The sequence below is a fragment of the Mesorhizobium delmotii genome (genome assembly GCF_900149755.1).
Lineage (GTDB): Bacteria > Pseudomonadota > Alphaproteobacteria > Rhizobiales > Rhizobiaceae > Mesorhizobium > Mesorhizobium delmotii.
The window spans coordinates 1,520,286-1,541,921 of record NZ_FUIG01000013.1 but is presented as its reverse complement, the minus strand read 5'-3'; the positions used below and the strand labels follow the sequence as shown (position 1 = coordinate 1,541,921).

The 21,636-nt window shown below is 62.4% G+C and carries 18 protein-coding genes and 1 pseudogene; 11 read left to right on the top strand and 8 right to left on the bottom strand.

From position 1 onward, the window contains the following. Position 1: 1 nt before the first annotated feature. The 3 genes from smc to BQ8482_RS08845 all read right to left on the bottom strand — a co-directional run bounded on the left by smc (position 2) and on the right by BQ8482_RS08845 (position 4,937). On the bottom strand, positions 2-3,460 hold the full coding sequence (gene smc / locus BQ8482_RS08855) for a chromosome segregation protein SMC (protein WP_123147095.1): 3,459 nt from the start codon (positions 3,458-3,460) through the stop codon (positions 2-4). Between the two features lie 117 nt (positions 3,461-3,577). Further along, a complete protein-coding gene (locus BQ8482_RS08850; protein WP_123147094.1) occupies positions 3,578-4,306 on the bottom strand; it encodes a DsbA family protein in 729 nt (242 codons plus the stop codon). A gap of 130 nt (positions 4,307-4,436) precedes the next feature. Beyond that, on the bottom strand, positions 4,437-4,937 hold the full coding sequence (locus tag BQ8482_RS08845) for a DUF721 domain-containing protein (RefSeq protein ID WP_123147093.1): 501 nt from the start codon (positions 4,935-4,937) through the stop codon (positions 4,437-4,439). A gap of 55 nt (positions 4,938-4,992) precedes the next feature. Here BQ8482_RS08845 and mutY point away from each other — a divergent pair, with 55 nt between their 5' ends. Genes mutY through BQ8482_RS08830 form a run of 3 tightly spaced genes read left to right on the top strand, consistent with a single transcriptional unit; the run spans position 4,993 to position 7,203 of the window. After that, entirely contained in the window at positions 4,993-6,153 is a 1,161-nt protein-coding gene (gene mutY / locus BQ8482_RS08840; RefSeq protein WP_123147092.1) for an A/G-specific adenine glycosylase, read from the top strand. Between the two features lie 46 nt (positions 6,154-6,199). After that, on the top strand, positions 6,200-6,811 hold the full coding sequence (locus tag BQ8482_RS08835) for an HAD family hydrolase (RefSeq protein WP_123147091.1): 612 nt from the start codon (positions 6,200-6,202) through the stop codon (positions 6,809-6,811). Positions 6,812-6,822: 11 nt separating this feature from the next. Then, positions 6,823-7,203, top strand: coding sequence for a hypothetical protein (locus tag BQ8482_RS08830; protein ID WP_133254710.1), 381 nt, complete (start codon positions 6,823-6,825; stop codon positions 7,201-7,203). A gap of 6 nt (positions 7,204-7,209) precedes the next feature. On the opposite strand, the gene BQ8482_RS08825 is transcribed toward BQ8482_RS08830, so the two are convergent. Next, positions 7,210-8,343, bottom strand: a complete 1,134-nt coding sequence (locus tag BQ8482_RS08825; RefSeq protein ID WP_123147089.1) for a site-specific DNA-methyltransferase — start codon at positions 8,341-8,343, stop codon at positions 7,210-7,212. Between the two features lie 175 nt (positions 8,344-8,518). On the opposite strand from BQ8482_RS08825, the gene BQ8482_RS08820 reads away from it, so the two are divergent. Then, positions 8,519-9,208, top strand: coding sequence for an HAD family hydrolase (locus tag BQ8482_RS08820; protein WP_123147088.1), 690 nt, complete (start codon positions 8,519-8,521; stop codon positions 9,206-9,208). A 39-nt stretch (positions 9,209-9,247) separates the two neighbouring features. Here the strand turns inward: BQ8482_RS08820 and BQ8482_RS08815 are convergent, their stop codons facing one another. Continuing rightward, positions 9,248-9,922 carry a hypothetical protein gene (locus BQ8482_RS08815; RefSeq protein ID WP_123147087.1) on the bottom strand — a complete coding sequence of 225 codons (675 nt, stop codon included), beginning with the start codon at positions 9,920-9,922 and terminating at the stop codon, positions 9,248-9,250. Between the two features lie 126 nt (positions 9,923-10,048). Between BQ8482_RS08815 and thrC the strand changes: the two genes are divergently transcribed. The 4 genes from thrC to BQ8482_RS08795 are packed head-to-tail and all read left to right on the top strand — an operon-like array spanning position 10,049 to position 16,257. Next, positions 10,049-11,446: a threonine synthase gene (gene thrC / locus BQ8482_RS08810; RefSeq protein WP_123147482.1), complete on the top strand. Its 1,398-nt coding sequence runs from the start codon at positions 10,049-10,051 to the stop codon at positions 11,444-11,446. Positions 11,447-11,460: 14 nt separating this feature from the next. Next, on the top strand, positions 11,461-12,753 hold the full coding sequence (locus tag BQ8482_RS08805; RefSeq protein WP_123147086.1) for a M16 family metallopeptidase: 1,293 nt from the start codon (positions 11,461-11,463) through the stop codon (positions 12,751-12,753). Between the two features lie 15 nt (positions 12,754-12,768). Then, positions 12,769-13,365, top strand: coding sequence for a GNAT family N-acetyltransferase (locus BQ8482_RS08800; protein WP_123147085.1), 597 nt, complete (start codon positions 12,769-12,771; stop codon positions 13,363-13,365). Between the two features lie 3 nt (positions 13,366-13,368). Further along, entirely contained in the window at positions 13,369-16,257 is a 2,889-nt protein-coding gene (locus BQ8482_RS08795) for an EAL domain-containing protein (protein ID WP_123147084.1), read from the top strand. A 163-nt stretch (positions 16,258-16,420) separates the two neighbouring features. Here BQ8482_RS08795 and BQ8482_RS08790 read toward each other — a convergent pair whose 3' ends face one another. Together BQ8482_RS08790 and BQ8482_RS08785 are read right to left on the bottom strand one after the other, a co-directional pair. Then, complete coding sequence (locus BQ8482_RS08790; RefSeq protein ID WP_123147083.1) at positions 16,421-17,347, bottom strand: oxygenase MpaB family protein; 927 nt, start codon at positions 17,345-17,347, stop codon at positions 16,421-16,423. A gap of 143 nt (positions 17,348-17,490) precedes the next feature. Next, positions 17,491-17,754 (bottom strand): DUF4242 domain-containing protein, encoded by a 264-nt coding sequence (locus BQ8482_RS08785; RefSeq protein ID WP_095492388.1) that lies wholly within the window; start codon positions 17,752-17,754, stop codon positions 17,491-17,493. 151 nt (positions 17,755-17,905) lie between these two features. Between BQ8482_RS08785 and BQ8482_RS08780 the strand changes: the two genes are divergently transcribed. Then, entirely contained in the window at positions 17,906-18,784 is an 879-nt protein-coding gene (locus tag BQ8482_RS08780) for a LysR family transcriptional regulator (RefSeq protein ID WP_165848460.1), read from the top strand. Positions 18,785-18,982: 198 nt separating this feature from the next. Here BQ8482_RS08780 and BQ8482_RS40510 read toward each other — a convergent pair. Further along, positions 18,983-19,030 (bottom strand): annotated as a pseudogene (locus tag BQ8482_RS40510) (hypothetical protein); the annotation flags it as partial. Between the two features lie 205 nt (positions 19,031-19,235). On the opposite strand from BQ8482_RS40510, the gene BQ8482_RS08770 reads away from it, so the two are divergent. Together BQ8482_RS08770 and BQ8482_RS08765 are read left to right on the top strand one after the other, a co-directional pair. Next, complete coding sequence (locus tag BQ8482_RS08770; protein ID WP_123147081.1) at positions 19,236-20,045, top strand: class I SAM-dependent methyltransferase; 810 nt, start codon at positions 19,236-19,238, stop codon at positions 20,043-20,045. Between the two features lie 440 nt (positions 20,046-20,485). Further along, the gene (locus BQ8482_RS08765; protein WP_123147080.1) at positions 20,486-21,511 is read left to right on the top strand and encodes a transglycosylase SLT domain-containing protein; all 1,026 of its coding nucleotides are present in this window, start codon (positions 20,486-20,488) and stop codon (positions 21,509-21,511) included. The last annotated feature ends 125 nt before the right edge of the window (positions 21,512-21,636 follow it).

Below are 21,636 nucleotides of genomic sequence, written 5' to 3'. Positions count from 1 at the left end.
TTCAGCTCGCCTCGCGCAAGGCCTCGGCCGCCTGCAGGTCGACCGACACCAGTTGGCTGACGCCCTGCTCGGCCATGGTCACCCCGAACAGCCGGTTCATGCGGGCCATGGTGATCGGGTTGTGCGTGATGATGACGAAGCGCGTCTCGGTGGTGGCGGCCATTTCGTCCATCAGATTGCAGAAACGCTCGACATTGTGATCATCGAGCGGTGCGTCGACCTCATCGAGCACGCAGATCGGCGCGGGATTGGTCAGGAACACGGCGAAGATCAGCGACATCGCCGTCAACGCCTGCTCGCCGCCGGAAAGCAGCGTCATCGTCTGCGGCTTCTTGCCGGGCGGCCGCGCAAGGATTTCGAGGCCAGCCTCGAGCGGATCGTCGGACTCGATCAGTTGCAGTTCCGCCGTGCCGCCACCGAACAGATGCGAAAACAGCCGCTGGAAATGGCCATTGACCACGTCGAAGGCAGCCAGAAGCCGTTCGCGGCCTTCGCGGTTCAGGCTCTGGATCGCCTGCCGCAGCTTGCGGATGGCCTCGATGATGTCCTCGCGTTCGGAAACGATGGTCTCCAGCCGGTCCGACAGCTCCTTCTGCTCTTCCTCGGCGCGCAGATTGACGGCGCCAAGCCGCTCGCGTTCGATCTTCAGCCGGTCGAGCTGACGCTCGATCTCGGTCATCTCCGGCATCGGGCTGTCGGCCTCCAGGCCGGTGTGGCGGATGACCAGATGCGGCGGGGTGTTCAGCGTTTCCTGGATGCGCGCCTCGACCTCCAGCCGTCTTTCGTCGGCAGCGGTCAGCCGCTCTTCGGCGCGGACGCGGGTTTCGCGCGCCTCGGCCAGCGACTGGATCGCTGATGTCGCGGCCTTATCCAGTTCGGACTGCTTGTTCTCCGCTTCCTGCAACCGGTCGCCCGCCGCCTGGCGCAGGCTTTCGGCCTCGGCAAGCTGCGACAGCAAGGCGCGCCGCTTGGCGTCGATCTCGTCGGGTGCGTCGGCCAGCCTCTCGCGTTCGGCCTCGGCCTCGGCCTTGCGTTCGCCGAGCGCTGCGATCTGCGTCGAGGCGTTTTCGGCGCGCTCCAGCCAGTTGCGGCGTTCCGCGCCGATGGCGTCGAGGCGGCGCGTTCGCGCCTCGGCTTCCCGCCTCAAGCCTTCATGGACGGCGCGGGCATCGGCAAGGGTGGCGCGGTCGCGAGCGACGTTGGCGGCCGACTGTTCGAGCTGTAACTGCAGATCACCGAGATCGGGAGCGCTTTGCAGCAGCATCTCCGCCTCGAGTAAAGCCGCGGCCGTCTCTTCATGGCTGTCGACGATGCGCGTGCGGGCTTCGTCAAGTGCGGCGCGTCGGCTCGACAGCTCGCCGCCGGCCTTCTCGGCCTCCGCCAGCACGTTGCGGGCGGCGTCCAAGCCATGTTGGGCATCACGCCCGGCTTGACGAGCGTTGCGCTCGGCCTCGCTCGCCTGGGCAAGCGCCTGCTCGGCATGGGCAAGGGCTTCTTCGGCCTGGCGCAGAATGCGGGTCGCGTGGACCGCCTCGGCATCGAGCTCGGCCAGCCGGTTTTTCTGCGCCAGCCGCTGCGCGGCCGCGGTCGGCGCGTCGGCGCTGGCGGTGAATCCGTCCCAGCGCCACAGCGCCCCTTCGCGGCTGACCAGCCGCTGCCCGGGTGAAAGCTGCGACTGCAGCCGTCTTCCGTCAGCAGCGTCGACGATGCCGATCTGCGCCAATCGGCGGGCCAGTTGCGCCGGCGCGCGGACCACACTGGAAAGGCTCTTGATGCCTTCGGGCAAAGCGGCGTCGCCGGGCTGAACCTCGCTTTGGCCCCAATGCACCGGCGCGCTGCGGTCGAGCGGCACATCGAGATCCTCGCCAAGGGCTGCGCCCAGCGCCGTCTCATAGCCGCGTTCGACGCTGATCTGCTCCAGGACGGAGGAGAAGAGGTCGCCACTCGCGGCATTCAGGATCTTGGCCAGCGTGCGAGCCTCGGTCTCGATCCGCGCCAGCTCGGCCTTTGCATCCTGAACCGGCGGGCGGGCGGCACTTTCCGCCGTGCGCGCCTCGGCGACTGCCTGTTCGGCGGCGATCGCCGCGGCTTCGGTCTCCTCGAGCAGCGCCACGGCCTGTTCGACCAGAAGCTGCTTCTCGGCGGGATCGGGCAGGCCGGCGACCCTGGAGGCGATGTCGGACAATTCCCGGTCGACATCGGCGAGCTGGCGGGCGAAACGGTCGCGGCGCTCCGCGGTGTCGCGCAGCGTTCGTTCGATCTGGTTGCGGGAGGCGGCGGCCTCCGCCCGTTCGGCGGTCAGCCCGGCGAGTTTGGCTTCACTGGCGGCAAGCGTCGACGCCGCCTGTTCAACCGCCGCGCGGGTGCTGGCCTCGCGCTCGGCGGCGCCGGCGTTCTCGGTGTTGAGCGCGGCTTCTTCGGCGGCGAGGCGTTCAAGAATATCCGCATTGTCGCGGACCATCCGCTCCTCGCGGACGATGTCACCGTCGAGCTGCTGGAGCCGGCGGTCGAGTTCCAGTTGGCGGGCGCGGATGCGGCCCGCTTCTTCCTCGATCTGCGTCTTGGCGATCGACAGGCGCTGGAAGGCGGCAGCGGCGGCGGCTTCCGCGTCGCGCAGCTCCGGCAACCGGTGGGCGCCGATCCCTTGCTCCCTGGCGGCAGCCATCTGGGCGGCGGCGCGATCGCCGACAAGTGCGGTGGCAATCGCCAGCGCCGAGCGCGCCTCGCCTTCCTGTGTCTTGGCCAGCGTCCAGCGCAGATGCAGCAGCGTCGCTTCGGCCTTGCGAATATCGGCCGACAGGTTCTTGAAGCGCGAGGCCTGGCGGGCCTGGCGCTTCAGGCTTTCGATCTGGCTTTCCAGCTCGCCGACGACGTCGTCCAGCCGTTCCAGATTTTGTTCGGCCGCCTTCAGACGCAGTTCGGCCTCGTGGCGGCGTGTGTGCAGGCCCGAAATTCCGGCCGCCTCTTCCAGCAGGGCGCGGCGCGCTTGCGGCTTGGCCTGGATCAGCTCGCCGATGCGGCCCTGCCCGACCATCGAGGGCGAGCGCGCGCCGGTGGATTGGTCTGCGAAAAGCAGCTGTACGTCCTTGGCGCGGGCTTCCTTGCCGTTGATACGGTAGAGCGAACCCGCCTCGCGCTCGATGCGGCGCGAAACCTGCAGTTCGTCCGCGTCGTTGAAGGCCGAGGGCGCGCTACGGTCGCTGTTGTCGAGGAAAAGCGTGACTTCAGCGGTGTTGCGGGCCGGACGCGTTCCAGAACCCGAAAAGATGACGTCGTCCATGCCGGACGCGCGCATGTTCTTGTACGAGCTTTCGCCCATCACCCAGCGCAGCGCCTCGACAAGGTTCGACTTGCCGCAGCCGTTCGGCCCGACGATGCCGGTCAGGCCGCGTTCGATGACGAACTCACCGGGTTCGACGAAGGACTTGAAACCGAGCAGGCGGAGGCGCGAAAACTTCATTCGCGCCGCCCCATAAGCGGGTTCCGCAAAAGTGTTCCGCGGTGTTGCGAACAGAACCCGCGGCACAACAAAGAGTCGCGCGCGCCGAAGCGCAGCCGCTTCGGCGCTGCCGAAACGTCAGAGCAGAGGGTCGATAATGGCCGAGATTTCCTCAATCGACAGCGCCCCCTTGTAGGTCTTTCCGTTGATAAAGAAGGTCGGCGTCGAGTCGACCTTGAATTCATCGGCGCCGCGCTTTTGGACCGATCTCACATCGTCCAGAAGTTTCTGGTCCGTCAAGCAGGCCTCGAAGGACTCCTGTGTAAAACCGGCCATCTTGGAGATTTGCAGCAGGGCGTCCTTGGTATTGGCGACACCTGCCCAGTTCTCCTGCTGCCTGAACAGAACGTCCACCATCGGGAAATAATTGTCTTTGGAGCAGCGCGCCAGCATGAAACCAGCCTCGGCGCTCGGGTCGAACGGAAATTCGCGCAGGATAAGGCGGGCCTTGCCGGTATCGATATATTTCGTCTTCAGCTCCGGGAGGGTGGTTTCGTGGAAATGCGCGCAGTGCGGGCAGGTCATCGAGGCATATTCGACGATGGTGACCTTCGCGTCGTCCTTGCCCAGTTGCTCGTCGGGCAGTGCGCCGGGTTTTAGCAAGGCCGCCATGTCCACCGTGCCCTGGGCCTCAGGCGCCTTGGCCGCCGCTGGAGTGGCCGGCTTCATCGGATCGGCGGGGGCCGCAGGTTTCACATCCTCCGCCACGGCTTTCTCACCCGAGTCGCTGCAGGCGGCGAGCAGAGCCACCGCCGGAATGGCGGCCAGCGACGACAGGAGGTTTCTGCGGGACAAAAGACGGGTCATTCGAATCACCTGACAATGGTTGGATTTTGCAATGCAAAGGCTAGAAAAGGCGAGAGTTGGCGCGAATTAAGGCATCGCCGTCCCCATTCCAATCGCCAAATCTTGTGTACGCGATCACGAAAGCGCGAGATTATACTTTCTTTTGACCGAGAATGGTGGCGCCGAGCCGCTCCAGCGAAGCGCGCAGCCCGTCATCCTCGATCATTCCGACAGTGCCTGACAACTTCACCTTCTCGGCCGCGGTCAGCGGCCGAAAGCTTGGTTTAGGCCGCCCTTTGTCCGCCGTCACCGGCTTTTGCACGATTCTGATCCGGCCGATAGCGTTGAAGCCGAGGAAGGCGTTGACCCTGTTGATGATCTCGCCGGTCTCGTGCTGCAGATGGAGGGCGGCCATGCCTTCGGAGGCGATGACCAGCACCGCCGGCTCGAACGGATCATCTTCATGCATGCGGCGCGGCCACTGGATCTTTTCAGGGCGCGAGCGGCTGGCAAGCCGCGGCCCGGCAATCTCCTCCCATGACTGGACGAGCCCGATCGACATGCCGGCCCGCTTGCGCAACACCGGATCGAGAATCTGGGTTGCGAGATCACTCACCGGAACGGGATTGCCGAAGGGCCTTTTCCCTGCCATGTGCGTTCTCCAGTCACGACCTTCACCACGCATCGGTTAGGCCAGTCCTCGATCAATGGCACTGCACGACCAGACCCGCAAGACCGCATCCGGAGACAACAGCAAAGCTGCATCTTGGGACAACGGCAGAGCCGCGTCTGGAGACAGCGACCACATCGCGTCCCGCCTGCTTGGCTGGTACGACGCGCATCACCGCGACTTGCCGTGGCGCATTGCGCCGCGCGAATCGGCACGCGGCATACGGCCCGATCCCTACCGCGTCTGGCTTTCCGAAGTCATGCTGCAGCAGACCACGGTCGAAGCGGTAAAAACCTATTTCCGGGCCTTTGTCGAGAAATGGCCTGATGTCGAGGCTTTGGCCGCCTCACCGACCGAAGATGTGATGAAGGCCTGGGCCGGGCTCGGCTATTATTCCCGCGCGCGCAATCTCAAGGCCTGCGCCGATCTCGTCGCGCGGCAAGGTGGCAGGTTTCCGGATACGCAAGCTGGCTTGAGAGAACTGCCCGGCATCGGCGCCTACACGGCGGCTGCGATCGCGGCGATCGCCTTCGACCAGCCCGCCGCGGTCGTCGACGGCAACGTCGAGCGGGTCGTTTCTCGGCTGTTTTCGATCCTCACGCCGCTGAGCGAAGCCAAAGGGGACATACGCACCTATGTCGAGCGCATGGTTCCAGCGATCAGACCTGGCGATTTCGCCCAGGCAATGATGGATCTCGGCGCGACGATCTGCACGCCACGACGACCGCGTTGCATGCTGTGCCCGCTGCGGGAGGATTGCAGCGCCACTGTTTCAAGCGATCCCGAGCGCTTCCCTGTCCGTCTGCCGAAGGGTGAGAAACCATTGCGGCGCGGGGCTGCCTTCGTTGCCGTACGTGATGACGGCGCCGTTCTTTTGCGCAAACGTGCGGATAAAGGCCTGCTCGGCGGCATGACCGAAGTACCGACGACCGGCTGGACCGCGCGGATCGACGGCGCCACCACGGACGCGGCGGCGCCCTTCCCCGGCAACTGGCGGCCAGCCGGCCGGATCGGTCATGTCTTCACCCATTTCGCGCTCGAACTCGACGTCTTCAAAACGATGACCGATGGCGCCGCCCCTGCGGGGCATTTCTGGTCGCTGGCCCATGAAATTTCCGGCGAAGCGCTGCCCACTGTCATGAAAAAGGTAATCGAAGCGGCGATACCGGGCGCGACGAAGAAGCAGCGCGCACATTGAATCGCCCACATCGCCTCACATTGAATTTGGGTTGACGAGGACAAGAATGACCGAAATCCGCCACATCGTTTTCGACATCGGCAGAGTGCTGATTCACTACGATCCGAACTTGCCTTTCAGCCGATTGATCCCCGACGCCGAAGAGCGGAAATGGTTCTTCGACAATGTCTGCACGCATGACTGGAACATCGAGCAGGACCGCGGCCGGACCTGGGAAGAGGCCGAGGCGCTGCTGATCGCCGAACACCCGGACCACGCCGAAAACATCCGCAACTTCCGCCGCCTCTGGCACGAGATGGTGCCGCATGCCTATGACGACAGCGTCCAGATCATGGACAAGCTGATCGAGAGCGGCCATGACGTCACCATGCTGACCAATTTCGCCGCCGACACGCTTGCCGAAGCCCGGCAGCGTTTCGATTTTCTCAACCGACCGCGCGGTGTGACCATTTCGGGCGAGATCGGCATGATCAAGCCGGAGCGCAGCATTTACGACCATCACGTCGCCGCGTTCGGCCTCGAGCCCGCGGCCACGCTGTTCATCGACGACAGCCAGAAGAATGTCGACGGCGCCAAGGCGGCCGGCTGGCAGTCGGTGCTGTTCACTGACGCAAAGACGCTCGAGGCTGACCTTAAGCGTTACGACATCGCGTTCTGACCGATACGGTTATGGGCAGGATTGTATTAACCTACGACCCGTACTGGCCGATGCTCGATATTGATATCGTGCAGGGTAACTTTCGTGGCCATGGCGTCGTATATTTCACAATCAACGAAGTAAGCGAATTCATGACGTCGCTGAAAGCATACCCCCTTGAGCGAGCGATGCTTTCGCTGAAGTCGCCAGGCCTGTTAAACATCTCTGTTTTCCCAACGGATGGCGTTGGTCATCTGGCAGTTCGAATCGAGGTCGCTGAAGACGCCGACGCAGTCGAATTTGCGCGTATTCAGCTTCGCACCGACTATTCGGGACTGTCCCGTTTTCACAATCAGCTCACCTTGATGGCCGAAGGCGATTTGAACGAAATTGTTCTGGAAGAAAAGGGCTGACTGTTATCAGGCCCCTGCCCGCTCCATGCCGAGGCGGGCGATGCGGCGAAGCTCGTCGATCGGGGTCAGGCCGCCGCTGCGCTCATAGTGCCAGAAGGTCCAGCCGTTGCAGGCATCCAGCCCCTGCACTTCCGCGCCAATCTTGTGGATCGATCCGGCGCTGTCGCCAACCGCCACAGTGCCGTCGGCGCGCACCCTGGCCGCCCAGCGCTTCTTGGCGTCGTAGAGCGTGGCGCCCGGCAGCATCAGCCCGGTGTCGATGAGGCTGACGAAAGCAACGCGCGGCTCGGCGCGCTTGCCGGTAAGCACGGTAAGAGCAGCGCCGTCCAGCGGCCGAACTGCATCGATGCGCTCGTTGGCGGCGTCGATATAGGCCTGCTCGCGCTCGATGCCGACGAAATGGCGGCCGAGGCGCTTGGCCACGGCGCCGGTGGTACCGGAGCCGAAGAAGGGATCGAGCACGATATCTCCGGGCTTGGTCGAGGCCATCATGATGCGGGCGAGCAGCGCTTCGGGCTTCTGCGTCGGATGCAGCTTGTCACCATTTTCGTTCTTCAGGCGCTCGCTGCCGGTGCAGATCGGAAACAGCCAGTCGGAACGCATCTGGATGTCGTCGTTCGACGCCTTCAGCGCTTCGTAGTTGAAGGTGTAGCCCTTGCCCTTCTGGTCGCGCGAGGCCCAGATCATCGTCTCATGGGCATTCTGGAAGCGGCGGCCGCGGAAATTCGGCATCGGATTGGTCTTGCGCCAGACGACATCGTTGAGGATCCAGAACCCCAGATCCTGCATCTTGGCGCCGACCCTGAAAATGTTGTGGTAGGAGCCGATGACCCAGATGGTGCCGTTGGGCTTCAGCACGCGGCGCGCCGCCAGCAGCCAGGCCCGCGTGAAGGCGTCGTAGACCTCAAAACTCGCGAACTGGTCCCAGTCGTCGTCGACGGCATCGACCTTGGACTGGTCGGGCCGGTGTAGATCGCCGTCGAGCTGCAGATTGTAGGGCGGATCGGCAAAGATCACGTCGATGGATTTTTCCGGCAGCCGGTCGAGCGCGGCGACACAATCGCCCTTCAGGATCGTATCCAGCCATTCAGATTGCTGGGGAGCGTGGGAAAGCTCGTCGAGAAGACGCACGGCAGACATTGTTACACCCAAAGCACGCGTTACTGTTTACTCCCTGTTATGGTTACCGATCAGCGTAAATTTTCGGTGAAGGCCTGGGGTGCGGACTCCGGGTAATTTGCGAAGATCGGCCTGTTGGTGTATGCCGCGCCGCCAGAACCGTCCCAGCCGCCTCCCTCCCGCTTTCCGGATCGCTATGCCCCAGCCAGACCTTGTCATCTTCGATTGCGACGGCGTGCTCGTCGATTCCGAAATCATCGCCGCGCGCATCGAAGCCGAGCTTTTGACGTCGGCCGGTTACGAGATATCGGCCGAGGAGCTTTCCGAAACCTATGCCGGGCTGACCTTCAAGGACATCATGATGCGGGTCGAGGAAAAATCCCGCGTCCCGTTCCAGGCCTCGCTGATCGATCGTGCCGAAGACCTGGTCGACCGCCGGCTGCGCAGCGACGTGCGCGCCGTCGACGGGGTGCACGAGGCGGTCGCCGCGGTGACCACGCCGCGCTGCGTCTGCTCGAATTCGCGCTCCGAGCGGATCGAGTTCATGCTGGAGAAGGTGCGTCTGCTGCCGTTTTTCGCCGGGCACATTTTTTCCTCGCTGGAAACGCCGAGCGGAAAATCCAAGCCGGCGCCCGACGTATTTCTCTTTGCCGCGGCAAAGCTCCAGGCCGATCCGGCGAACATCTTCGTCATCGAGGATTCCGTGCATGGCGTGACCGGCGCCAGGACAGCCGGCATGCGTGTGATCGGCTTCACCGGAGCGGCGCACAGCTATCCCGGGCATGCCGACGCGCTGACCGAGGCCGGCGCCGAAACGGTCATCCGCCGCTGGGCGGAACTGAAAAGCGTGATCGCCGCCCTGTCAGAATGGTCGGCGGATGCGTGAAGCAGGCGTCCAAATGGACGCGCAGCTCCAAAGCCGCGGCTATTCGGCCGCGGCAATCTTCTTGTCGGTCTTCTTCAGCGGGCCTTCGTCATAGCCGGCGAACGCCTGATAATCCTTCGCGGTCGGCTCGGGAACGACAACGTTCGAATCGGTGAAGACGAACTGGGTGGCACTCGTGGGATTGGTTACCTGGACCTGATGTTGGTGAAGCTGCGAGTAAAGGACCTCGGTGCCGTGCATCACAGCGATACGGATCGGCATGGTGATGGTGCCCGGGCTGAACATCGGTCCCGGAACGACCTTGCCGGCCACGGCGATCTTCATCGTCAGCGAGCCGTTGGCACGGTTGCAGTCGCGGGTCACATCGGTGATCGAAGCCTGGTAGATGATCTTCGCGGAATCGTCCTGCTGGTCGCTGCTCACTTCAAGCGCAGCAGCTTCGGCGTCCTGAGCGGCGGCTTTTTTCTTAGGCTTTTGGTTGCCTTTGGCATAGGTGTTGAAGAAGGCGGTGCCGTCGCGCAGCGTCACTTTCGGACAATAGGCCAGCAACTGGCTGGCGAGAACCTTGGGGTCCGGCGGTGGTGGCGGTGTCGTGTCCTTCTTTCCGAAGCCCAGCATGCTACTGCCGCCTGATTGGCAGCCGGCGGCGGTAAGCATAAAGCCGGTGAGGGCCAGACCCGCGACAAAACGACCGTTGGATGAATGAAACGCCATCAACTGCACTTCCCTCTCGCAAAGCGGGTGACGTATATCAACCGCGCGGCAAAAATGCGACTGAGCAACTACGGAAATTAACCACTTTGCCGCGGACGGACCGCCCGGCAGCAATGGAACATGACGATGCAATATGTGAGTACCCGCGGGGAAGCGCCTGTGCTTGGATTTTCCGACGCGGTGCTGGCGGGCTTGGCGCGCGATGGCGGTCTTTATGTGCCTGATATCTGGCCGCAGTTTTCGGCGGCAGAGATCCGCGCGATGCGCGGCCTTGCCTATCCCGACCTCGCCATCCGCGTGCTGTCGCCGTTTCTCGGCGGCGAGATCGCGATGCCGGTGTTCGAACGCCTGGTGCGCGAAGCTTATGCGACGTTCCGTCACGAGGCGGTCTGCCCGCTGGTTCAGACCGGCTCGAACATGTTCGTTCTGGAACTCTTCCATGGCCCGACGCTTGCCTTCAAGGACGTGGCCATGCAGCTTCTCGCCCGGCTGATGGACCATGTGCTTGCCGAACGCGGCCAGCGCGCCACCATTGTCGGCGCCACGTCCGGCGATACCGGCGGGGCCGCCATCGATGCCTTCGCCGGGCGCAATCGCACCGACATCTTCGTCCTTTTCCCGAACGGCCGGGTCTCGCCGGTGCAGCAGCGGCAAATGACGACGTCCATCGCCGCAAATGTCCATGCACTGGCGGTCGAAGGCAATTTCGACGATTGCCAGGGGCTGGTGAAGGACATGTTCAACGATCACGGTTTTCGCGACCGGGTGTCGCTGTCCGGGGTCAATTCGATCAACTGGGCCCGCATCATGGCCCAGATCGTCTATTATTTTTCATCGGCGCTGTCGCTCGGCGCGCCCGACCGGCCGGTCTCCTTCACGGTGCCGACCGGCAATTTCGGCGACATCTTCGCCGGCTACGCCGCCAAGAAGATGGGGCTGCCGATCGAGCGGCTGGTCATCGCGACCAACGACAACGACATTCTGGCGCGCACGCTGTCGAGCGGCGAATACCGCACGAAAGGCGTCTTTTCGACCACGTCGCCGTCGATGGACATCCAGGTTTCTTCGAATTTCGAGCGCTTGCTGTTCGAGGCGGCCGGCCGCGACGCCTCGACCGTGCGGCGCTACATGAACGGTCTCAAGCAGTCCGGAGCCTTCATCATCGAAGCCGGCGAGATTGCCAGGATCCGCTCCGAATTCGATGCCGGCCGTTCGACCATGGACGAAGTCGCCGCTACGATCCGCTCGACGCTCGCAGCCAGCGAGTATCTGCTCGACCCGCACACGGCCGCGGCCATGCATGTTGCGGTTGCGAAGGCCACCAGTGCCGTCCCGATGGTGGTGCTGGGCACCGCCCATCCGGCAAAGTTCCCGGCCGCCGTCGAAGCCGCCAGCGGCGTGTCGCCTGCCCTGCCCGCATGGCTAGGCGGGTTGATGTCATCGGAGGAAAAATACACGGTACTTCCATCCGACCTGAAAATGGTGGAAGATTATGTTAGCCGCCACACGCGGGCGGCAAGTTAGGGAGTATTTGCTTTATGGGTGTTGAGGTAAGCCGTCTGTCGAACGGCCTGACAGTCGCCACCGAAACCCTTCCAAGCCTCGAATCCGTCGCTCTTGGTGCCTGGGTCAAATCAGGCGCCCGCAACGAGCGTAGCGAAGAGCACGGAATGGCCCACTTGCTTGAACATATGGCGTTCAAGGGAACCAGAAGGCGCAGCGCCTTCGAGATCGCCTCGGAAATCGAGGATGTCGGCGGCGAGATCAATGCCGCCACCAGTGTCGAGACCACCTCCTATTATGCCAGGGTGCTGAGCGACGACGTGCCCCTGGCCGTCGATATCCTCTCCGACATCCTGCAGGAATCCGAGTTCGACCCGCAGGAGCTGGAGCGCGAGCAGCATGTGATCCTGCAGGAGATCGGCGCCGCTCACGATACGCCCGACGACATCGTCTTCGACCGCTTCACCGAGACGGCTTTCCGCCACCAGACGATCGGCCGCTCCATCCTCGGCACGCCGGAAACCGTCAAATCCTTCACCTCGAAGCAATTGCACAAATTCATCGAACGGCAATATGGCGCCGAGCGCATGGTGGTCGTCGCCGCCGGCGACATCAAGCACGACAATTTCGTACGCGAGGTCGAGAAGCATCTCGGCGGTTTCCGTAGCAAGTCCGACAACACGATGCCGCAGTTTGCGCAATATGTCGGCGGCGATTTCCGCGAGGACCGCGACCTGATGGACGCGCAGATCGTGCTGGGGTTCGAGGGCCGCGCCTATCATGTACGCGACTTCTACGCCTCGCAGGTCCTGTCGATGATCCTTGGCGGCGGCATGTCGTCACGTCTTTTCCAGGAGGTCCGCGAAAAGCGCGGGCTGTGCTATTCGGTCTATGCCTTCCACTGGGGCTTTTCCGACACCGGCATATTCGGCGTCCATGCCGCGACCGGGCAGAGCGACATCGCCGAACTGGTGCCGGTGGTTATCGACGAGTTGCAGAAGGCCGGCGAGAACATCCTGCAGGAGGAACTCGACCGGGCACGCGCCCAGTACCGCGCCGGCCTGATCATGTCCGCCGAAAGCCCGGCCAGCCGTGCCTCGCAGATCGCCCGGCAAATGCTTCTGTTCGGCCGGCCGATCGCCAAGGAAGAGCTGATGGAACGGCTGTCGGCGCTGACGGTCGAGCGGCTGACGGACCTGTCGTCACGGCTGTTTTCGACCAAGCCGACGCTGACTGCCGTCGGACCGGTGGGTACGCTCGCTCCCTATGAGGCGGTCCTCGAATCGCTATCGGGCACGCAGACCACGGCCCGAAAGCTCGCCGGCTAAGTCCATCAAAGCGTCATGTTCGCGCTCCCTTTCTTTCGCCGTGACCTGCCGGCACTGAAGGGTGACCGGGTCACGCTGCGCGTGCCGCTGACCAATGACTATCGTGAATGGTCGGTGCTGCGCGGGGAAAGCCGCGCCTTCCTGGAGCCGTGGGAGCCGCGGTGGAACCCCGACGAGCTCGACCGCACGGCCTGGCGGCATCGCCTCAGCCGCTATCGCGAAGACTATGCGCAGGGAACGGCCATAGCCTTCTTCATCTTCGAGAAAGGCAACGGCAAGCTTGTCGGTGGAATCACCCTCGGCAACATCCGCCACGGTGTCGCACAAAGCGGTCATATCGGCTACTGGATCGGCGAGCGCTACAGCGGCCGTGGCCTGATGACCGACGCGGTCAAGGTGGTGACGCGCTTCGCCTTCGATACGCTGAGGTTGCACCGGATCGAAGCGGCCTGTATTCCCGACAACGCCCGGTCGATCCGCGTGCTTGAAAAAGCCGGATTCCGGCGCGAAGGACTTCTGCGATCCTATCTCAGGATCAACGGCATCTGGCAGGACCACTACCTCTACGCCCGGATCGAAGACGATCCGCCGGGCGCGGGAACGAAGGACTGATTTTTGACGAATTTCCTGCGAATCGGGTCGTTGTTCGCCTTTGTGCTGACGGCAATCGTCGTGCTCTGCGCGACGTCCTCGGCCTTCGCCGTCGAGCCGATCAAGATCGCCCGCGACGACGTGGCGCTCGATCTTTCGGGCGCCGTCGAAATCTACCGCGACCAGGGCGAGAACTTCCAGGTGTCGACCGCGCCGGGACCGGACGGCATCGTGCGGCGCATCGAGGTCGAGGCCAATGATGCGCGCTCGACCGGCGACTGGGCGGTGTTCGCACTTGCCAACACCACCGACCAGCAGCTCGACAGGCTGATCGTCGCACCGCATTTCCGGCTGGTGAATTCCGGCATCTTCTGGCCGGATCTCGGCTCGACCCGCATTGCCGCGATCACACCCAGCGAGGGCTTCGCGCTCGACCGCCAGACCAGCCCCGACGCCGATGTGTTTCGGGTGACGCTGAACCCCGGAACGGTGATCACCTTCATTGCCGAACTTGCCTCGCCCAAACTGCCGCAGGTCTATCTATGGGATCCGGAATCCTACAAGGACTCGGTCAACTCCTACACGCTGTTTCGCGGTATCGTCATCGGCATCGCCGGCCTCCTGGCGCTGTTCCTGACCATCCTTTTCGTCGTCAAGGGGACCTCGATGTTCCCGGCAACCGCAGCACTCGCCTGGGCGGTGCTCGCCTATATCTGCATTGATTTCGGCTTTCTCAACAAGGTTTTGGAAATATCGCCCGGCAACGAGCAGATGTGGCGAGCCGGAACGGAGGTGGCGCTTGCGGCGACCTTCGTGGTGTTCCTGTTCGCCTATCTCAACCTCAACCGATGGCACGGCCATTTCAGCTACGGCGCGCTGGTCTGGATTCTGGGGCTGGTACTGATAGCAGGCGTTGCAATCGTCGATCCGGCGGTCGCCGCCGGCATCGCCAGGCTGTCCTTCGCCGCCACCGCGCTGACCGGCCTCGGCCTGATCATTTTCCTCGGCATACGCGGCTACGACCGTGCCATCATGCTGGTGCCCAGTTGGGTCATGGTCCTGTTGTGGCTATGCGGGTCGTGGATGGCGATCACCGGCATGCTCGACAATGACATCGCCCAGCCGGCATTGGGCGGCGGGCTGATCCTCATCATCCTACTGATCGGCTTCACCGTCATGCAGCACGCCTTTGCCGGCGGCGCGCTGCATCAGGGCCTGTTCTCCGATCTCGAACGGCAGGCGCTGGCCGTCGCCGGATCGGGCGACACGGTTTGGGACTGGGACGTGATGCGCGACCGCGTCGTCACCAAGCCGGATGTCAGCATCCAGCTTGGCCTTGCGCCCGACAGCCTGGGCGGCGCCGCCCGCAACTGGCTGCCGGTGCTGCATGCCGATGATCGCGACACGTTCCGCACAACGCTCGACGTGGTGCTCGAACACCGGCGCGGCCGTGTGTCGCAGAATTTCCGCCTGCGCGGTGCCGATGGGCACTATCACTGGTTTTCGCTGCGCGCCCGGCCGGTGATCGGATCGGACGGCGAGGTCATCCGCTGCGTTGGCACCATGGTCGACGTGACGGAGCAGAAGAAGTCCGAGGAGAGGCTGCTGCACGATGCCGTGCACGACAATCTGACCGGCCTGCCGAACCGGGAATTGCTGATGAACCGGCTGGAGGCGATCATCTCGATTGCGCGCACCGAAGAGAAGGTGCGTCCGACCGTCTTCGTCATCGACATCGACCGGTTCAAGCAGGTTAATGACGGGCTCGGCATCTCGGCCGGCGATACCATCCTGCTGACCATTGCGCGCCGGCTGCACCGGCTGCTCAAGCCGAAGGATTCGCTGTCACGCTTTGCCGGCGACCAGTTCGCACTGATGCTGCTTTCCGAACAGGACCCGGCCCGCATCGCAGCAGTTGCCGACGCCATCAAGCATGCGATCAACAATCCGATCACCTTTGCCAAGCGCGAGATCGTGCTGACCGCCTCGATCGGGCTGGTCACCTGGACCTCGGCACAGAGTTCGGCCGAGGATATGGTCAAGGACGCCGAGCTTGCCATGCACCAGGCCAAGCGTTTCGGCGGCGACAGGATCGAGCCGTTCCGCCCCGCCTTCCGGACCGTCGGCACCGACCGGCTGCAGTTCGAGTCCGACCTGCGCCGCGCCATCGAACGGCGCGAATTCACACTCGCTTACCAGCCCATCGTGCGGCTCGAAGACGGCAGCGTTGCCGGCTTCGAGGCGCTTTTGCGCTGGGACCATCCGCGCCGCGGCATGATCCCGCCAGGCGATTTCATCCCGGTAGCCGAGAGCTGCGGCCTGATCGTGCAGCTTGGCCTGTTCGCCATGCAACAGGCCGCCGAAGATCTGGCCGGATGGCAAAAGCAGATCGGCGACGCGCCGCTGTCGGTTTCGGTCAACCTGTCCAGCCGCCAGCTCATCCGCCGCGATCTGGTCAGCGACGTCCGCTCGGTAATCGCGCGGGCCAATCTGAAGCCGCGCTGCTTCCGGCTCGAACTCACCGAATCGCTGGTGATGGACAATCCCGAGCAGTCGGCCCATGTGCTGAACAAGCTGAAGAAGCTTGGTATCGGCCTGTCGCTCGACGATTTCGGCACCGGCTACTCATCGCTGGCCTATCTGACGCGCTTCCCCTTCGATACGATCAAGATCGACAAGAGCTTCGTCGACGACGCGACACCGAAACGCGCGGTGCTGCTCAAATCCATGGTCAACATGGCGCATGAACTCGGCCTTTCAGTCGTGGCGGAGGGCATTTCGGACGAAAGCGATGCGCTCGAACTGCGCCAGATGGGCTGCGAATATGTGCAGAGCTTCATGTTCGGCGCGCCGATGCCCGGCGATCAGGTGCTGAAGACGCTGAAGGAACAGTATCCGCTGGCTAGGGCTTGATTTCGTGCAAGTCGTTGTCCCAAAATTGCTGCGCACTTTGGGTGACATGCCAGGGGTCCGCCTCCGGGCGCTCGGAGGTTGCGAGTAACCCGTTTTGGTCACGCGGTATCGAAAACTAATTTGCTACCCGCGGCGCGGCTCCATCAATGTTGGAAAGCCTGAATTAACGGCGGCGATAGAGATAGTTCTCGGGAAGGCCGAGGCGACGGCACGATTGAACGGCCGGGGATGAAGGGAGCACGATGCTCTCGCAGATTGCAGCCGTCGTCTTCACAAAAGCACGCTCCCACGGCTTCAACGTCCAGCGGTCGCCGAGTGCCAAGCGCGTGCGAACCCAGCGGGGTAGGATCTCGACTGCCGCCTTCAGAAATGGCCGCTGAAGCGGTTGAGCCACTGCCGGCAAGGCGGGAACGTCTTCCATGATCTGCAGGAATTCCAAGACGATCGGCGACGGGACGAGTCTTTGCCGCATCACGTCGAACAGCGCGTAAAGCTCGGCCTGCGACGTGGGGGCGCCGGCCGCACCATAGAGAAGCGCGACGGGGCGAGCCTCGGCGAACATCGCATCCCGTTCGAAAAAATGCAGACGATGCACATAGACGTGATAGGCCTCCATGAAACCAAACCCGGCCGTCGCTTGCACCCAGTCCAGCAACTCCGGGTCGGTGGCGTGGTATGGCTCACCTTCGCTGGTTCGGCCTGAAACGCGCCCATGCATCCTGACCACACCTTCAATCATGGCCTTGGCCTTGGTCCGAGGACCGTAGACCGTGACCAAGGCGGCGAGGCCAGTGCGCTGTAATCGTCGGAGCGCGTGCGAGCGGAATGTGCTGTGCTGCCAAATGGCGTCGCGAACCCGCGGCTCTGCCAGTTCGAGCAGCACCGCAGTAACCCCGCCGATGAACATCGCAACCGGGTTCTTGAAAATACTCCAGGACACCGCGTTGGGCGGTAACAGCGCCGGCTCGCCCTGCGGGGTCGAGAAGTCCATCTGAGATCCGAGCCGCTGGCGCATGAACGACTGCGCAAGGGTGTCCACACGACGCTCAAGCAGGCGAGGCAGAGGAAGGGTGCCCGAATTGCCAAACATGCTCCGACTCTCCTGGCAACGCGTGTGGCTGGCGGATGCAGAACGTCCTGGTCCTTCCGTCGTTCCAAAGATCAAACTGGCGTGCTGCAACTCCGCAAGAACACCGGGCCCGGATAGCCATCGCGAGCCCGGTCGCGCTGGCCTTATGGCGTAAGATCGAGCGCTGGTACGATCCTGTGATAGGGCAGCCCCGCATCGTCGTTTAGACGCTTCACGTCGATATCGGAGGCAGCGTCAAACAGGCACATGCAGCGGCCGTCCTCCGGTGCGAAGGTCGAGCGCAGGTAGCTGATGTCGGTGCCATTGGAGGTCATCTCGGCGGCTTTGCTGATCGCCGCCTTCTGCGCACCTCCCAGAGCTTCCATGCTGATGCCCTTGAGGTCGCGTTCCACCATGTAGACAGTCATTTCCAGATCTCCTCCTGTGAACAGTGACCACAGGAGTTGAATGCAGCGGCGGGCGAAAGAGAACGACATTTTTTCTATCGATCGATAGCCGACAGTTATCGATGAAAGGGTTACAATGTCGTTTCGTGGAACCGCCTCGGGAGGGCTCGCCATGGAGATGTTTCAGGTCCGCTACGTGCTTGCCGCCGCGAAGATGCTGAACTTCACCAAGGCCGCCACCGATTGCAATGTGTCTCAGCCGGCGCTCACCAAAGCGGTCAAGACGCTCGAGGATGAGCTTGGCGCGCCCTTGTTCCACCGCGAGGGAAAGCGCGTCCTCCTGAGTGAGTTCGGGCGCTCCATTCTGCCGCATCTTCAGCAGATCATGCAGGAGGCCCACGCAACCAGAACGCTTGCCGACAATTTCAGGCTGCTCAACCAGGTGCCGATCCGCCTCGGCGTCATGTCGACCATCGGCCATGTGAAGCTCGCCCGGTTCCTCGCAAAGTTCCAGCGCGACTATCATGGCGTCGAGCTTGAAGTCAGCGAGGCGAGCGTTCAGGAACTGAAAAACAGGCTTGAGCAAGGCGATCTCGATCTTGCCGTTCTCAATCCGCTGGAGGGATTGGGAACGGCGTTCCGCGTCCATGATCTCTACAGTGAGCGTTACGTCGTCGTATTCGCGCCAGATCACCGGCTTGCGAGCCTCAATGCAATCAAGTTGGTCGATCTCTCTCAAGAACCCTATGTCGATCGTCTGTCCTGCGAAATGCGGGACCTGGTAATGGGTGTGTGCCGGGAAAGAAACGTCAGCCTTTATGCCCGCTTTCGTTCCGAGCGCGAGGATTGGATCCAATCAATGGTGCTGGCGCGGATCGGCTTCGCCTTCATGCCTGAATATTCGGTGACATCGCCTGAACTTTTGCAGCGTCCGCTGATCGAACCCGCGGTGGCACGCACGGTGTCCCTGGCTAGCGTTCCGGGCCGGCCCTATAGCCCGGCGACGGCGGCAATGGTCCGAGCTGCCCAGACGTTCGATTGGCCAGGCTAGGCGTTTATTGCTGAGGCTTGAGCTACTGCTGATTGAGATGCCTTCTGCCGCCCTGGTGTTCCTTCGGCCGGTACCGACCCTATTCAGGACCTGCCGACAGTCAATCGTTGCGCATTTTGGGCGATGTGGCTGTATGAGACGCCTAAAGTCGGTGAGATGGACATGGCTATGTTCGCGGTGCAAGAGATGCCCTCCAAGCTCTGCCTCAAACTTCTGGATAGCCCGGGTCAGCGCCGGCTGGGTCACGCAGCAGCGACGCTGCCAGGAAGTAGCGGATTTCGTGCATCTGCATGGATTCGCCCTTTCCCGATGACAGCGGCGCGATGAAATATTAGCATTTTCTTTTTCTTCGGAACGACTGCAACTTTCTTGCTTCGTTGGAATCGCGCTCGCCCAAGGAGCGCGGGTGAAGGCTCACAATGGCCGGATGGAAATTTGAGGGAGGACAATCATGACCTTGCCCAGCTACGCAATGAACCAGCCAAGTTTCCCGGAGATGTACGAGCGGTGGCTCGTCGGCCCTCTCTTCCGTCCATGGGCCGAGATGGCTCTTGACGAGCTGGAATTGTCTTCGGGCGATCGCGTGCTCGATATCGCTTGCGGAACAGGCATAGTGGCGCGCGTTGCAAGAGAGCGGCTCGGTGAAGCCGGATATATCGTCGGCGTCGACATCAGCCCCGACATGCTTGCCGTGGCGCGGGCTGTAGAACCAGCCATCGACTGGCGTCAGGGCAATGCCGGCGAGCTGCCTCTGCGTAACGGTGAGATGTTCGACGTGGTCGTCTGCCAGCAAGGACTGCAGTTCTTTCCTGACAAACCCGCGGCGGCGGCGCAGATGCGTCGCGCGCTGGCGAAGGGTGGCAGGCTGGCGATCGCCACGTGGCGCCCGGACGACGAAATCCCGTTGTTTCGCGAACTGCGCCGCGTCGCGGAGCGCCATCTGGGCGCCATCGCCGATCAACGGTACAGCTTCGGGGAAGCGGCTCCACTTGAGGCGCTGCTGCGAGACGCCGGCTTCCACGAGGTCCGAGCGAGGATAATTTCGCGCACCATCCATTTCGGGGAAGGCGTACCTTTCCTGCATTTGAATACGATGGCGCTGGTCGGGATGAGTTCCTTAGCCAAGGAAATGGGTGATCAGGAACGCAAGCGCGTCGTGGAGGCGATCGTGAGCGAGAGTGCGCCCGTGCTGCAGCCATACACCATTGGGTCGGGACTGGCCTTCGAGCTCAGCACCAATCTGGCGACAGCCAAAGGCTAAATGACTCCCACCAACGGAGAACTCGTTCGATCGAGTATCGTGCCGAGAATGGCTGCTCATGCACAATCTTCCGTTCGAGAACCGAGGGGATTGCCCCGCTGCGGTCGAGGGCGGACCACCTCAGGGAAATTTCTGCCCGCAATCGAAATGCTTCACAAGCAACGCATCGGCTACGCAGCCCTCGATTAAAATCCGCTTGTTTTACATTTCGAATTATTTTGCCGCACTGTGGCCATTGTGCCGCCATTATCCATGACTAGCTAAATGAAGCACTGACCGTTCTTCTTGTCTTTTTCGACGTTGACGGCTCAACGTTGGAAATAGATCTGCCCCAAAGTATCTGGGCGGCTAGACAAGGAACGGAGGGGGACCTGGCGTCACTCCAAAGGACATTTGAATTCTTTGCTTGCGGAGGCGTCCTCCTTTCGGGCGGACGGACTTTGTCGAAAAGAATCGCGGGGCTTGGCCTGGCGGCGACAGTGGCAGCCATGCCATGGCCGGTCTATTCGGGAGTCTTGGCCAACGGAGTGACAGAAGCCGCGGTTGCCACTGCTGTTCCGTACTCCGCTCTGAGTTTCCCCTCGGCCGTGCCCGAGTTCGACATCATCGATCCGGGCACCATATCGACCTCCCGACGCAAGGGAGAAGGCACACTGGCCGACGCGTTGAAGGGCACCGTCTCCATCCTTTCCGAAAGCGCGGAACAGATCGTCATCGGCAGGTCGGTGCACGAGTTCGGCGAATACAAGGTGTCGCAGTACATTGCCAGCGAGATTCTGCGTGCCGCCAAGGACACCCAATTTCCTGCCGACACCCTTTTCGCGATCGCCGAGAAGGAGTCCTCCTTCAACATCAACAACCGCCCGCCCAAAGGGTCGGCACTTGGTCTTATGCAGTTCCTCGACCAGACATGGCTCGAGGCCGTGAAGAACTACGGTGCAGAGTTCGGCCTGGGCGACGAAGCGGAACTGATCCGGACCCGCCCCGAGGGCAAACGCGAACACCATTTCGTCGACGACAGGGCCGAAGAAGAGCGCATCCTTGAATTCAGGCGCGATCCCTATCTGTCGGCAGCACTTGCGGCCAAGAACCTTCTCGCGGCCAAGGAACGCATCGAAGCCCGTCTCGAGAAGGCCATGGACGAAAGGGATCTTTACCTCCCCCATTTCCTTGGCACAAACGGGGCAGCAACACTCCTGTCGAATGCCGAAGAGAAGCCCAATGCCACGGCCAGCAAAATCTTCCCCAAGGCGGCGCGGTTCAATACTGCCATCTTCAAGGCCGAGGGAAATCAGCTCACCGTCGGCCAGTTTCACCAGCGCCTGCGCTCCTTCTTAGAAGCCCGCATCGGCAAATACAGCGATGTCGAAACGCGCGTGAAAGCGGCTGACCTGTCCTGGACAGCGGGTTTCGAGAATCTCGTCTACGATTTGGGCAAACGGCTGGCGATGGCAATGCGACGGTAACCAGGCAGGTATCGGGGGTTTCACCACTAAAGCGCGTCGCGTTTGATCGGCCTCACGTGACGCGCTTTAGTTTGTTGTTTTATGCATGTCGTTATCGCAAAACCGCTGCACACTTTTGCGCGACA

What these genes read in the sequence shown, in the direction of transcription:
- smc (WP_123147095.1), bottom strand. Translation starts at nt 3,460, where the DNA reads ATGAAGTTTTCGCGCCTCCGCCTGCTCGGTTTCAAGTCCTTCGTCGAA.
- BQ8482_RS08850 (WP_123147094.1), bottom strand. Translation starts at nt 4,306, where the DNA reads ATGACCCGTCTTTTGTCCCGCAGAAACCTCCTGTCGTCGCTGGCCGCC.
- BQ8482_RS08845 (WP_123147093.1), bottom strand. Translation starts at nt 4,937, where the DNA reads ATGGCAGGGAAAAGGCCCTTCGGCAATCCCGTTCCGGTGAGTGATCTC.
- mutY (WP_123147092.1), top strand. Translation starts at nt 4,993, where the DNA reads ATGGCACTGCACGACCAGACCCGCAAGACCGCATCCGGAGACAACAGC.
- BQ8482_RS08835 (WP_123147091.1), top strand. Translation starts at nt 6,200, where the DNA reads ATGACCGAAATCCGCCACATCGTTTTCGACATCGGCAGAGTGCTGATT.
- BQ8482_RS08830 (WP_133254710.1), top strand. Translation starts at nt 6,823, where the DNA reads ATGGGCAGGATTGTATTAACCTACGACCCGTACTGGCCGATGCTCGAT.
- BQ8482_RS08825 (WP_123147089.1), bottom strand. Translation starts at nt 8,343, where the DNA reads ATGTCTGCCGTGCGTCTTCTCGACGAGCTTTCCCACGCTCCCCAGCAA.
- BQ8482_RS08820 (WP_123147088.1), top strand. Translation starts at nt 8,519, where the DNA reads ATGCCCCAGCCAGACCTTGTCATCTTCGATTGCGACGGCGTGCTCGTC.
- BQ8482_RS08815 (WP_123147087.1), bottom strand. Translation starts at nt 9,922, where the DNA reads ATGGCGTTTCATTCATCCAACGGTCGTTTTGTCGCGGGTCTGGCCCTC.
- thrC (WP_123147482.1), top strand. Translation starts at nt 10,049, where the DNA reads ATGCAATATGTGAGTACCCGCGGGGAAGCGCCTGTGCTTGGATTTTCC.
- BQ8482_RS08805 (WP_123147086.1), top strand. Translation starts at nt 11,461, where the DNA reads ATGGGTGTTGAGGTAAGCCGTCTGTCGAACGGCCTGACAGTCGCCACC.
- BQ8482_RS08800 (WP_123147085.1), top strand. Translation starts at nt 12,769, where the DNA reads ATGTTCGCGCTCCCTTTCTTTCGCCGTGACCTGCCGGCACTGAAGGGT.
- BQ8482_RS08790 (WP_123147083.1), bottom strand. Translation starts at nt 17,347, where the DNA reads ATGTTTGGCAATTCGGGCACCCTTCCTCTGCCTCGCCTGCTTGAGCGT.
- BQ8482_RS08785 (WP_095492388.1), bottom strand. Translation starts at nt 17,754, where the DNA reads ATGACTGTCTACATGGTGGAACGCGACCTCAAGGGCATCAGCATGGAA.
- BQ8482_RS08780 (WP_165848460.1), top strand. Translation starts at nt 17,906, where the DNA reads ATGGAGATGTTTCAGGTCCGCTACGTGCTTGCCGCCGCGAAGATGCTG.
- BQ8482_RS08770 (WP_123147081.1), top strand. Translation starts at nt 19,236, where the DNA reads ATGACCTTGCCCAGCTACGCAATGAACCAGCCAAGTTTCCCGGAGATG.